This is a genomic window from Gluconobacter albidus (assembly GCF_002723915.1).
Taxonomy (GTDB): Bacteria; Pseudomonadota; Alphaproteobacteria; order Acetobacterales; family Acetobacteraceae; genus Gluconobacter; species Gluconobacter albidus.
The window spans coordinates 161,751-174,560 of record NZ_BEWL01000007.1; the positions used below are offsets into that span (position 1 = coordinate 161,751).

General features: G+C 58.4%; 11 protein-coding genes. 4 read left to right on the forward strand and 7 right to left on the reverse strand.

Annotated features, from left to right (window positions below; all coding sequences use genetic code 11):
- Positions 1-28: 28 nt before the first annotated feature.
- Genes GAL01_RS09985 through GAL01_RS09995 form a run of 3 tightly spaced genes read right to left on the reverse strand, consistent with a single transcriptional unit; the run spans position 29 to position 3,035 of the window.
- Complete coding sequence (locus tag GAL01_RS09985) at positions 29-1,429, reverse strand: ArnT family glycosyltransferase (protein WP_231865206.1); 1,401 nt, start codon at positions 1,427-1,429, stop codon at positions 29-31.
- 4 nt (positions 1,430-1,433) lie between these two features.
- Positions 1,434-2,540 carry a glycosyltransferase gene (locus GAL01_RS09990; RefSeq protein ID WP_062027291.1) on the reverse strand — a complete coding sequence of 369 codons (1,107 nt, stop codon included), beginning with the start codon at positions 2,538-2,540 and terminating at the stop codon, positions 1,434-1,436.
- 12 nt (positions 2,541-2,552) lie between these two features.
- Positions 2,553-3,035 (reverse strand): Lrp/AsnC family transcriptional regulator, encoded by a 483-nt coding sequence (locus GAL01_RS09995; protein WP_062027293.1) that lies wholly within the window; start codon positions 3,033-3,035, stop codon positions 2,553-2,555.
- Between the two features lie 99 nt (positions 3,036-3,134).
- Between GAL01_RS09995 and trxB the strand changes: the two genes are divergently transcribed.
- On the forward strand, positions 3,135-4,109 hold the full coding sequence (gene trxB / locus GAL01_RS10000; protein WP_099253225.1) for a thioredoxin-disulfide reductase: 975 nt from the start codon (positions 3,135-3,137) through the stop codon (positions 4,107-4,109).
- Between the two features lie 118 nt (positions 4,110-4,227).
- The gene (locus GAL01_RS10005; protein ID WP_062027243.1) at positions 4,228-5,127 is read left to right on the forward strand and encodes a LysR family transcriptional regulator; all 900 of its coding nucleotides are present in this window, start codon (positions 4,228-4,230) and stop codon (positions 5,125-5,127) included.
- Between the two features lie 454 nt (positions 5,128-5,581).
- Here GAL01_RS10005 and GAL01_RS10015 read toward each other — a convergent pair whose 3' ends face one another.
- The 3 genes from GAL01_RS10015 to GAL01_RS10025 are packed head-to-tail and all read right to left on the reverse strand — an operon-like array spanning position 5,582 to position 7,383.
- Positions 5,582-5,887, reverse strand: coding sequence for an integration host factor subunit beta (locus GAL01_RS10015; RefSeq protein WP_062027234.1), 306 nt, complete (start codon positions 5,885-5,887; stop codon positions 5,582-5,584).
- Positions 5,888-5,927: 40 nt separating this feature from the next.
- Positions 5,928-6,872: a signal peptide peptidase SppA gene (gene sppA, locus GAL01_RS10020; protein WP_062027235.1), complete on the reverse strand. Its 945-nt coding sequence runs from the start codon at positions 6,870-6,872 to the stop codon at positions 5,928-5,930.
- Between the two features lie 43 nt (positions 6,873-6,915).
- Positions 6,916-7,383 carry a MucR family transcriptional regulator gene (locus GAL01_RS10025; RefSeq protein WP_062027236.1) on the reverse strand — a complete coding sequence of 156 codons (468 nt, stop codon included), beginning with the start codon at positions 7,381-7,383 and terminating at the stop codon, positions 6,916-6,918.
- Positions 7,384-7,582: 199 nt separating this feature from the next.
- On the opposite strand from GAL01_RS10025, the gene GAL01_RS10030 reads away from it, so the two are divergent.
- Both GAL01_RS10030 and GAL01_RS10035 read left to right on the forward strand, forming a co-directional pair.
- The gene (locus tag GAL01_RS10030; protein ID WP_062027238.1) at positions 7,583-8,848 is read left to right on the forward strand and encodes a UdgX family uracil-DNA binding protein; all 1,266 of its coding nucleotides are present in this window, start codon (positions 7,583-7,585) and stop codon (positions 8,846-8,848) included.
- 27 nt (positions 8,849-8,875) lie between these two features.
- Positions 8,876-11,119, forward strand: coding sequence for an FUSC family protein (locus tag GAL01_RS10035; RefSeq protein WP_062027240.1), 2,244 nt, complete (start codon positions 8,876-8,878; stop codon positions 11,117-11,119).
- Between the two features lie 146 nt (positions 11,120-11,265).
- Here the strand turns inward: GAL01_RS10035 and GAL01_RS10040 are convergent, their stop codons facing one another.
- The gene (locus GAL01_RS10040; RefSeq protein ID WP_062027245.1) at positions 11,266-12,735 is read right to left on the reverse strand and encodes a catalase; all 1,470 of its coding nucleotides are present in this window, start codon (positions 12,733-12,735) and stop codon (positions 11,266-11,268) included.
- Between the last annotated feature and the right edge of the window lie 75 nt (positions 12,736-12,810).

Below are 12,810 nucleotides of genomic sequence, written 5' to 3' on the forward strand. Positions count from 1 at the left end.
TATGACAGGCGAGTTCTTAAGGAGAGGTTTAAGAACGCCCCGGAAGCTGCACGCCAGCGACAAAATCCGGCCCGTGTACAATATAACAGCGGATGGCCTGCCCCCGGACTTTACGGCAGAATGTTGCGGCCTCCTGCGCCTCCACACCATGCCTCTGCTCTTCAACCATGACCGTTTTGGCCGCCTTTACCGCAGGAAGGTGGAAAAGATGCCAGCGCTGATCCGTTCCGGTAACGGGAAGAATATTCTGCGTGAATGCCAGACGGGATGCCAGACCGTAATCCTCCGCGGCCAGAGCCGTCGCGCCCTGCGCTTTTGCCTGCATCGCAACCTTACGGGAAAACTCATCCCATCCTCCCGTAAGGCGCAGCACAGGGTCACGATGCGGGACGAGATGAAGCGGCGAAAACATTGCCTGGATGCAAACAATCATGGTGATGACCAGTCCGCTGGTTACAGCCCAGCGGATGCGCCATCCGGCTTCCAGTGCTGCGAGGGCAAGAACCGGATAGATGACGGCAGGCCAGTTGGGCTGTACGCGATCCCCGAAAGCATGGGTCACGAACACGACCGTCGGCACCAGAGCCAGCCACGCCAGAAGCCTGTTACGCTTGAGACAGGCCCAAAGTCCGGCCGCAAACAGAATGAAAACCAGCGGCGTGGCAAGCCCGATCTGCCCGCCCAACAGTTCCCCCAAAAACTGGAGCGCCCGCGCCGGATGCCAGTCTCCTGTCCGTCCGCCCTGCCTGAGAAAACTGGCCCATTGATGCATCGCATTCCACACGATGACAGGGGACGTCGCCAGACACAGTCCCGGAAGAGCCAGCCAGGGACCGGGCTGCTGACGCAGGCGCTTCGTCGTCAGGACCGCCCCCCCCAACCCCAGACCGATCAGGACAGCGGTATATTTTGAATCAAAAGCCAGACCCAACAAAAGGCCCGAGCCAATCCACCACGGAAGAGCCGCGCGCGATGTCAGCTCCGGATCAATCGCGCGGCTGAGTGTGTAGAGAAACAGCGTAATGAAGAACAGCAGTGGCGTATCGGGCGTCATCGTCGCGGCACCCAGTCCGAGCATCAGGGTGGCATTCAGCAAAAGCGCGGCACTAAGTCCCGATTGTGGCCACGGACAGCCGGGGAGAAGCCGCCGGGCCGCCTGATACAGCGCCCAGCTTCCCGGCAGGACAGACAGGGGGCCCAGCAGACGGACTCCCACTGTCGTATCCCCGGCGACCCACGTTCCGATACGGATCCACAGGGCCACCATGAACGGATGGTCCAGATAGCCGGGCTGAAGATTGCGCGACCAGACCCAGTAATACGCCTCGTCCGGCGTCAGCGGAACGCTGGCGGCAAGACACAGACGGATGATCGTCAGTCCCGCAAGAAGCCCCCAGAACAGCCGGATATTCCGCATATTTTCACTCACGGTTTCAGCGCCAGACAAGTGTGGAGGACACCGCGTAATTCCAGACCACACCAACGACAGCTCCCGCAGCAGACGAGCGGTCCCAGTGACCATGACCCGCGCTGTCCAGCATCATGCGGGCAATGCCGATATTGGCGACCGCCCCCAGCGAACAGACTGCGACGAAGATGGCCAGCCCCCTCCAGAGTTTCTGCCCTTTGAGGCGGCGATCATGGTAGGTGAAGCGATTGTTGAGCAGAAAATTCGTCAGAATGGCAGCCGCGGTTCCGGCGAGCTGTGCCCAGGAAAAGCTCAGGCCACACGCCCCCGCAAAATTCATGACGCTCACATTCACGACCACGCCCATAAGACCGACCAGCGCAAAGGCCATGAAGCGTGTGGGCAGCCAGCCATGGGCCAGCTTGTCGAGCACCATGGTCGCAAACTGGATCAGGACCATGACATCAAGCTTGCTCTCGCCCGCCAGCCGGGGGCGAAACACGAACGGCACTTCGACGATCCGGACAGTTCTGGGAGCAGACATCACCAGATCGAGCAGGATCTTGAACCCGGTCCCGGAGAGGCGTGGCAACAAGGATTCAAAAAGATCCCGTCGCATGGCGAAGAAGCCGCTCATCGGATCGCTCAGCGGGTGCGGCATGACGGCCTGTGCAGCCCGGATCCCGGTATCGGAGAGCATATGCCTCCAGCGTCCGGCCAGCCCTCCACTATCGCCACCATCCACATGTCGGCTTGCCACCACAAGCTCGGCGCCACCCTGCAATTCAGCAAGCATGGTTCGCAGAACGGATTCATCGTGTTGCAGATCCCCGTCCATGACCGCCACCCAGGGTGCACTGGACGAAAGGATGCCTTCGATGACAGCAGAAGAGAGCCCACGGCGCCCAACCCGTCGCAACACCCGGACCCGAGGGTCCAGACGTGCAAGACGGACAACTTCGGACGCGGTGCCATCCGGTGAGTTATCATCAACAAAAATAACTTCCCATGCCCTCCCCTCAAGCGCGCCTTCCAGTGCGGCAACCATCGGTGCCACATTGGAAACCTCGTTGTAGCAGGGAACGATGACGCTCAGTTCGGCCGGAAGAGACAGCAACCGGGAAGCAGTCATGGGTTCAGCCGGTCAGATCGGCACGCCGGCAAGATCACGGCTCGTATGGATGGTCTGGAGGGTCTGGACACGGACGACATGCGGGCTGTCCGTCAGCAGGCGTGTCAGGGCATTCTGATGGGCGGCGTCACGGGCGACCAGACGCACGAGAAAATCGCCGCCGCCCCGGATCATGTGACATTCGCGCGTTTCGGACCATGCGCCGACCTGGGCTTCGAAGGCCTCAAGGACACTCCCCTTCTGGCTATCAAGGCCGATCAGGGCATAGAAATTCAGGGACCACCCCAGCAGGGCGGCATCGACTTCGGCATGATACCCCTTGACGATTCCCAGCTCCTCGAGCCGGCGGACCCGCCTCAGGCAGGGAGGCGCGGAAATCCCGGTGCGGCGGGCGAGTTCCACATTGGTCATGCGTCCATCGGCCTGGAGTTCGGCGATGATCTGCCGGTCGATGGCATCCAGTTCAATCGGTGCGGAGTGCGGAGAAGCGTTCATTTCAATCTGACGTATATGTCAGCCGACATGATCCGCAAAGATGGCACATGCGTCCGAAGTCCCTATATGAAGGGGCCTGATATCATTTGAGGACCAATCATGCCCGAAATCCATCATACGGATCTGCTGGTTGTGGGCGCTGGCCCTGCTGGCTACACGGCGGCAATCTACGCGGCCCGCGCAAGTCTTAAGCCGATTCTCGTGACCGGAATGCAGCCCGGTGGCCAGCTGACCATCACGACGGATGTGGAAAACTATCCTGGCTTTGCGACTCCTGTGCAGGGGCCCTGGCTGATGGAACAGATGCGCGCTCAGGCCGAACATGTCGGAACGCGCCTGATCTATGACCTGATCGTTCAGGCTGACCTGAAAAAAGGTCCGGGGCCGGACGGATACTTCCGGCTGACCGGAGATTCGGGAGACGAATTCCGGGCCCGCACTGTCGTGATCGCGACGGGCGCGCAGGCCAGGTGGCTCGGTCTCGAATCGGAAAAGCGCCTGCAGCGCGGCGGTGTCTCTGCCTGTGCGACCTGTGATGGCTTCTTCTATCGCGGCAAGACGGTGGCTGTGATCGGTGGCGGCAACACGGCGGTCGAGGAGGCGCTGTATCTGACGCATCACGCGGACAAAGTGCATCTGATCCATCGCCGGGACAGCCTGCGCGCCGAGCGCATCCTCCAGGAACGCCTGTTTTCCAACCCGAAAATCGAAGTTCACTGGAATCAGGCTGTCGAGGAGGTTCTTGGCTCGGGCGAACCGGAAGTGGTCTGCGGGATTGTACTGAAGGACACCCAGACGGGCGCGCTTTCGCGGCTGGATGTCGATGGAGTTTTTGTGGCCATCGGTCACACGCCGAACACGGGTCCTTTCCTGCACGAAGTCGCCTGTGACAGCGACGGATATATCCTGACCGAAAGCAGCGGAACCGAAACATCCGTCAAAGGCGTGTTTGCAGCCGGCGACATTCAGGATCGCATTTTCCGACAGGCTGTCACCGCGGCCGGAACGGGCTGCATGGCCGCTCTGGAAGCCGAACGATATCTTTCTGGCATACCTGCCATGACAAAAACTTGACCCTCGCGCGTGCTTCAGACAGTTTCGTCCATTCAACGACATATCTTGACGGATAACGCCGGGACATATGGGTAAAAAGGACGAGGACCGTCGCCTTGGCGAACGGGGAGAAAACCAGATGGACTGGGACAAGCTGCGGATTTTTCATGCCGTCGCTGAAGCCGGTTCCTTTACCCATGCCGGTGACCGGCTGGGACTGAGCCAGTCGGCGGTTTCCCGTCAGATTTCTGCGCTTGAAGACGTCCTGCGCGTGCCGTTGTTCCATCGGCACGCGCGTGGACTGATTCTGACGGAACAGGGTGATGTCCTGAACCGTACGGTCCGCGAAGTCTTCTCCAAACTGGCTCTGACCCAGGCTTTCCTGAGCGAGAGCAAGGAACGGGCAGCTGGAAAGATCAAGATTACCACGACAACGGGCTTTGGCCTGTCATGGCTTTCTCCACGTCTGAACCGCTTTCTGGAACTGCATCCCGACATCGAGGTCACACTTCTGCTCGAAGATGCGGATCTGGATCTGGGCATGCGTGAAGCGGATGTCGCCATCAGACTGCACCCGCCCACACAGCCCGATCTGGTGCAGCGTCATCTCGCCAACTTTCCCATGCCGATCTATGCCAGCGCCGCCTATCTTGAGCGCCACGGCACCCCGCAGACGCTCGAAGATCTCGCCAACCACCAGATCATCAGCTTTGCGGGCTGGCATCTGCCTTTACCGAATGTGAACTGGCTGCTTGATCTTCTGCGTCAGGAAGGCGTTGCGCGGCAGGGCAGCCGTCGTCTGGCGATCAACAACATCTCGGCCGTCGCGAATGCCATTGCGGCCGGAACCGGCATCGGCTCCCTGCCCCTTTATGCCGCAACAGGCTATCCCGACCTTGTGAGGATTCTGCCGAACCAGCAGGTTCCTCTGGTTGAGGCGTATTTCGTCTATCCGGAAGAACTGCGGACTTCAAAGCGGATCGCAGTATTCCGCGATTTCCTTCTTTCCGAAATCAGCAATCTCAAAGGCCAGGAATAAGGGGAAAAAACCAAGAGGCTTTTGTGCCTCCTATCCTCTGCGACCATGGGTCGGGGTACAGGCATGAGGCCGATTGCTGGATCGGAAAACTGCTTCCCCAATTGGCGCAAATCCGCCGCCCCGCCCAAGGCGGCGTGCGTTGTTGGGCATCTGTTCGAGTACAATAACGCCGGAAGCCATTCGGTAACAGACAGCCGCCTGCGATGCACGGGTCTTTTCCCTATGGTGGGACATGGATTTCCCGACAGGCTTCACCAAGCCATGAGCCCATGCCGCCGAGGGGGTCAGAAACGAAGCCCCAAGAGACAAACCCACGACCCAGACAGATACCACCAGAAAATGCGGAAAAGGCTTCATGGCCTCATCATACCGCGGAAGCCCTCTGCCAAACCAGCCTTGACCGGCTCCAGACATCACCTTGCAAGGCACCTGATGCCGCCTGGACACAATGGGATTAGTTTCTGGATTTAGGTGAGGACAGGCGCTGGTTGACACGCTCCCGGAGTTCCTTGCCAACCTTGAAGAATGGAACGCTCTTTTCCTCAACAGGCACGATATCGCCTGTCCGGGGATTCCGCCCTGTCCGGGCGGCCCGTTCACGGGGAAGAAATGCCCCAAATCCGCGCAGCTCCACACGATCTCCACGAGCCAGTGCGGAGCCGATTTCGTCAAAGACCGCGTGAACGATGCGTTCTATATCGCGGGTGAGAAGGTGCGGATAAGCTTCCGCCAGTTCGGCGATAAGTTCGGATCGAGTCATGACAGTTGTTCCACCTGACTCCGCCTTCTGAAACAGGTCATCAGAGTTGCAAAATCGCAACGGCTCCGTCAAGGCCCTCGCGGTCAAGAGCACTGGAGAAACTTCGCCCGAGCAACCCTGTCAGCAGCGCCTTTTTCCCCGGCCACTGATACCAGCGCTTCGAGCGTTCAGGAATCAGCGGCACCACAGGGTAGGAGGACGTCCCGATATTCAGCCGCTTTCTGAGCCACAGCCGGGCCGCATCTTCATCTCCAAGCTCGTCGACAAGTCCCAGAGAGATGGCCTGCCGTCCCGTATAGGCACGTCCGTCCGCCATACTGCGGACTTTTTCTTCCGTCAGATGACGGCCATCCGCAACCATCGAAACGAACTGAGCGAACAGATCATTAACAATGCCCTGAAGCATCTGACGCCCTTCGGGAGTCAGGGCGCTGGTCGGATCTGTCTGGTCTTTCATGGCGCCGGATGTAATCGCATCCACGCCAATGCCCAGACGCCCCAGACCAGCCGAGACATCAGGACGCTGGAAAATAACACCGATCGACCCGGTCAGTGTTGAAGGCAAGGCAACAATATGCTGCGCCGGCACGGAGAGCATATAGGCCGCAGATGCCCCCATATCTCCCATCGAAACAGATACCGGCTTGACTGCGGCAAAGCGCTTGACCGCGTCATGAAGCCTTTCACCGCCTGTTACGCCTCCACCCGGACTGTCCACAACCAGAAGCAGTCCGGTCACATCGGGTGCGCCCTGAGCCTGTTTCAGGGCACGGACGATCTGCGTCACATCGTTCTGGACGACACCGTTGATGGCAAGACGGACGATATGCGGTTTGTGGCTGAAATTCGGGCCGACAGAACCACGATGACCCATCATGGAAATGACGACCGCGCCGAAAAAGGCAATGAGCGCTCCGATCCGCCAGAACAGTAATTGACGATGCTTCACCTGATTGGTCAGGAAAAGATTCAGTTCAGCACTCATGACGGGAATTCTGCTCCTGCTTTCCGGACACGGTCAAAAAAGATCAGTCTTCTTTCTTGGCACGACGTCCACGAGCGGCCTCTTTCTTGCCATCGCCGGTTGCCGCACTGATCTTCCGTCCCAGACCGATTTCACGTGCCCGGGCAGAACGGCGCTGTGCGTAGTTCGGAGCCACCAGAGGATAGTCCGCGGGCAGACCCCAGCGTTCGCGATACTGTTCCGGCGTCATATCATAGGCGCTCTGAAGATGGCGCTTGAGCATCTTCAGCTTTTTGCCGTCTTCGAGACAGATGATGTAGTCGGGGAAAACAGAGCGTTTGACGGGCACTGCCGGCTGCGGGCGCTCAGGCTGCGGCGCTTCTTCAGGAACTCCAGCCTTTGACAATGCGTCATACACCTGCCGGATCAGGGTTGGCAGCGCTTCCGCTTCGAGCGATCCGCGGGATGCCTGGGCAGCAACGATTCTGGCTGTAAGTTCCAGAAGGCCTGTATTGGAAGTATTTTCAGACATAATATCTCATCCTATCCGTTCGAATGATTTTTCAGTCCCTTAACGCCTGCAAAGGGTCAGGTAAATGCGGCATGGAAATATTTGACGTATTCCTGTTCCTAACCTTGATTATCACCATATCAAAATAACCCGCAAACAAAAATAGCCGTATGCGCCTACAAAAGTCTCCTGTGTTGAGCCTTACAACTGGAACGACGACATGACCCGAGAAACTGTCACGCTTTCAACAACAAGTGATTTTTCCGGCTGGCGTGCATGGGCGCGCAAACTGCTCCATGACAGGGTTCCGGCCGATTCAATACAATGGATCATAAAAGCCCCACCGTCCCTCTATGCCCCCTCTGCCATGCGGGACCTTCCTGCGGCCCCCTCGACGACCAGCCTCCCACGCGCGCTTGCTGCGCTGTTTCCGGCTGTCTTCGTATCTGAAGCCCCTGACAGGCTGCATCTTCTGTATCTCACACTCGAGACTTTACGTGACGGCATGCCATTACCTGATGAGCTGACTCAGCGCCTGCAAGGGCTCGCACGGGGAAGTCAGGAAAAAGCGCTCGACCTGCGCTGTCAGATGCCAGATGCCCGCACCCCGGAATGTCAGATCATTCGCACGTCTCATACCGCTGCACTGATCGACAGTCAGACAGAGGCATTGTCAAATCTGCGCCCCACACCGTGGATCGTGATGGCGCCTGAACGAACGCTTTACTGGGACGGTCGGCATCCTCACTTCGGACCGGGCTTTACAGGTGATGATCTGCCCTCGTCCGGGCTTGTCGAGTCCGCACGCAGTTTCGCGACCGCTGGCAGCAGCAATGCCTGGTGGAACGGAATTGCGCCGGTGCGCCTGCATCCTGCCTCCGAAGATATTGCGTCTTCTCCTTCACTCGCCAGCCTCCGCGCCAGGGCGATCGACTGCCGGATGTGTGAACTGTGCGGGCCAGCGACACGGACCGTTTCCGGAGAAGGCAACCCCAAGGCCCGCATCATCTTCGTTGGCGAACAGCCCGGAGATCAGGAAGACCTTCAGGGACGCCCCTTCGTCGGACCAGCAGGACAAATGTTCGATCGTGCCCTGCGCGAAGCTGGTGGCCATCGTGCCGACACGTGGATCACCAATGCCGTCAAGCATTTCAAATTTATTCCCAGAGGAAACCGCCGCATTCATCAGAAACCGGATGCATCCGACGTGACTGCCTGCGCGCCGTGGCTCGCCGCAGAACGCCGGGTTCTGGCTCCCGGAGTTACGGTCATGCTGGGCGTTACAGCCGCCAGTGCTGTTCTTGGACGTCCGGTGACAGTGTCGCGCGAACGCTCAAGACATATTCCTCTGGAGGACGGAAGTATTGGTCTGGTAACCGTCCATCCGTCTTATCTGCTCCGCCTGCCAGATGAGGAGTCGAAGACACGCGAATATACAAAATTCGTAACCGATCTCAGAATGGCAATTTCAGCCCTCGCCGGATAATGCCGTTAGGGCTAAGAAACCCTCGCAATGAGTGGCAGCACCATCTCCTCGGGACAACCGACTCCGGATAATACGACCACACGGCCGGCACCTCTGCGGCCGCGGGCGCGTCCTTTTCTCTCGTGGCTGTATGCGCCCAGCCCTTCATCCGTCACGTTTGCACTGCGCAACACCATTGCAGCCTGTCTGGCGATCGGAATTGCGTTCTGGATGGAACTGGACGACCCGGCCTGGGCCGCCATGACCGTCTGGGCCGTCGCGCAAACCAGCCGCGGCGAAAGTCAGTCCAAGGCCAAATGGCGTATCGTCGGCACTATCAGTGGCGGTATTGCGGCCATCACCATCATGGCCATTGCCCCACAGGCGCCATGGCTGTTCTTCCCCATGATCGCACTCTGGATCGGCCTGTGCAGCGGGTTTGCGACATTCGTTAGCAACTTCCGCTCCTATGCCCTTGTTCTTGCAGGATATACCTGTTCCATCATCTGCATGGGCGCTGCCTCTAATCCCGACAATATCTTTATGGTCGCGATGTCGCGCGGCACATACATCGTGCTCGGCGTGTTGTGTGAAGCCTTCATGGGGCTCATTTTTGCCACGAGTCAGGAACGACATGCCCGCGCACAGCTCAGACAGAAACTTGAATCGGCACTTGTCCTCGTCACGACCACTCTGTGCAGCCTTCTGGGCGAAGAACGCGGCGCACTGAACGCAGCCCGCCGTCAGTTCGGCACAATCCTCACCATCAATGACCAGATCGAATTTGCCGAAGTTGAAATGGGGCCACACGGTCATGAAGGCGACCATGCGCGCGCTGCCCTCGCCGCTGTCTCAGCCCTTTTGTCACGCGGCTTCGGAATGGCCATGCGCCTTCAGGTGCTCAACCATAATCACCCGGCATTTACCAGAACCGCAGACGAGATCCTCGCTTTTCTGAAGCAGTTCCCAAAGCGCCTGCCCGACCAAAATTCCGTCCCTGCCCTCCTGGCGGATTTACAGCATTTTCGCGATGTCTGCCGCCTGTATGCTGCACCGCATCGCGAAACCGATATTCGCCCCGATCTTGAACCCATCCCCGGGCATGAGCCCTTTGACGCGGCCGATGCCAGCCCGGAGATGCTGGATGACCGACTGGACGAGCGCGTGCTTTTCGTCTCGCTCGGAGAGCTTCTGGGCGATCTGGAACAGGCCATCAAGGAATACGAGGCCAGCACGCATCGCATCAAAGGCGATCACTTCCATTTCCAGCTCGAAACCCATCGAGACACCCGTGAAGCCGTGCATAACGGCCTGCGTGGTGCCTGCGCGGTTCTGATCACAGCCTATATTTATGAAGTAACGGCCTGGCCGAACGGCCTTGGCTTCATTGCCATCACGACGCTGGTCTGCGGGCTTTTCGCCACGAAGGAAAATCCCGTCCTTGGCACCACGGAATTCCTAAAAGGCGCCGTGGCAGCCTATATTGTCGCGTGGTTTCTGGTCTTCGTTCTGATGCCTAAGGTCACGACCTTCGAGACCCTGACGCTCTTTCTGGGTCCCGCAATGTTTCTGGGCGGACTGGCCAAAGGAAATCCGGCCACAGCCGGCGGCTCGGCGGCGTATGGGCTTCTGCTCCCTGCCATGCTCGGTCTGGAAAACCATCATGTCATGAATGAGCTGGCCTTTTATAATGGCAATATGGCGACCGTTCTTGCTGTCGCCGTCAGTGTAATCGTTTTCCGGAGCGTCCTGCCGTTCAGCAGCGACGCCGAACGTCTCCGCCTTCGTCGGGTCATGCTGGGAGAGTTGCAGCATCTGGCCCACCCGGGCTTTACGCCACGCATCAGCGTCTGGATCGGACGCAATACGGACCGCTTTGCCCGCCTGATCCGTCATGCAGGCCCGACCCCTGCCCCGTTGATCGAGGCCTGTATTCTCGGGACGCTGGCAACACTCACCCTTGGGCTGAATGTCATCAGGCTCCGCGCATTGCTGGATCGGGAATACCTGCCTGAAAGCGCAAGACGCCCCATCCTGCTGGTTCTGCACTACGTTGAAGAATCCACCCGTCGTCACGACAAAGCCGCCCGCATTGCAGAGGCTGCGGTCCGGCGGCTACGCGTTCTCGATGCCCGGGAAACCGACCTGGTGACCCGCCTCGAGCTCACACGAGCCATCACCTATCTGGTTGTGATCGCCTATACCATGCGGACGAATGAAGACTTTCTCGATGCAAGCAAACCCTTCCGGGGCGAAAAAAACAGCCGACTGCTCAATTCAGGGCAAAGCTGAACTTTTCCAGCGAGCACCAAAGTCGCAAATTATTCTTGAAGATTTTTACACCCTGAAGTCGTCAGGGCAGATGTCCGTAAGGCTGACATCTGCACGGTTGCTTCTCAAGCCCGCATGTGTGACGCAGGAACACGCATCAATCAGATTTAATGCGCGGATCGTTTGGAAAGTACCTCTTCTTTCACCCGGGCTCCAATAGTCGCGTCAACGTTCGACCAGTATTCGAACACCCGCGACAGGACGGGCTCCTCGACACCCTGCAACACATGCCCGACAATATTGTTCACCAGCCGATCGCGCGCGGCATCGTCCATGACCCGGTTGACCAAGACATTGGCCTGACTGAAATCGTTATCGTCCTGACGCAAGGTATAGGCCGCCCGCACGAAGTCACCATCCGCTGCCCAGACCGCGTTTTCCGGAAAGCGCTGCGGGTTGGCCACCGGACCGCCCTTGGAATTGGGAACGTAGACAGGATCATGCGCATCACGCATCCGCATGACGCCTCCTTTCGTGTAGCCATGAACCGGACATTTCGGGGCGTTGACCGGAATTTGCTTGTAATTCACTCCCAGCCGCGCCCGATGGGCGTCAGCATAGGCGAATGAACGTCCCAGCAGCATCTTGTCAGGAGACAGTCCTGTCCCCGGTACAAAATTGTTCGGCTCGAACGCGAGCTGCTCGATCTGGGAATGAAAATCCGTCGGGTTGCAGTCGAGTGTCAGCCTGCCGACTTCGATCAGCGGATATTCGCCCTGAGGCCAGACCTTGGTCAGATCGAACGGGTTGATGTGATAGGTCTTGGCATCTTCATACGGCATGATCTGCATCTTGAGCGTCCAGCTCGGATGCTCGCCGCGCTTGATCGCCATATGGAGATCGCGCCGATGATAATCGGCGTCCGATCCTGCAAGCTGGCCCGCCTGCTCCTGCGTCAGGCACTTGATACCCTGATCGGTCTTGAAGTGATACTTCACCCAGAAGCGCTCTCCGGTCGCATTCACCCACAGATAGGTATGGCTGGAGAACCCGTCCATGTGACGCCAGCTTGCCGGGATACCGCGGTCGCCCATCAGCCACGTTACCTGATGTGCGCTCTCGGGGCTCAGTGTCCAGAAATCCCACTGCATGTCATTGTCGCGCAGACCATTATCCACCCGACGCTTCTGGGAATGGATAAAATGCTGGAACTTCAGTGGGTCACGCACGAAGAAGACCGGCGTGTTATTGCCGACCATGTCAAAATTGCCTTCCTCCGTGTAGAATTTCAGCGCAAATCCACGCGGATCGCGCCATGTGTCCGGGCTTCCGGCTTCACCGGCAACCGTGGAGAACCGCGCCACAGCTTCGGTTACTGCACCGGGCTGAAGGAATTTCGCCGAAGTATAGCGACTGACGTCGTGTGTGACTTCGAACCGGCCAAACGCGCCGCTTCCCTTGGCATGGGGCTGACGGTCGGGGATCATCTCGCGATTGAAAGCTGCCATCTGTTCGATCAAATAATGATCATGCAACAGGATCGGTCCATCCGCGCCGACCGTCAGGGAATGCTCGTCACTGGAGACAGGAATGCCGGATTCCGTTGTATGAAATGGTTTCACCTGCTCATTCGTCATAACATTTTCCTTCAAACGGTCTTTCTGGATATAAATCCGCGTTTTTTCAGGCAGCACCCGCTGGATGATACCGAC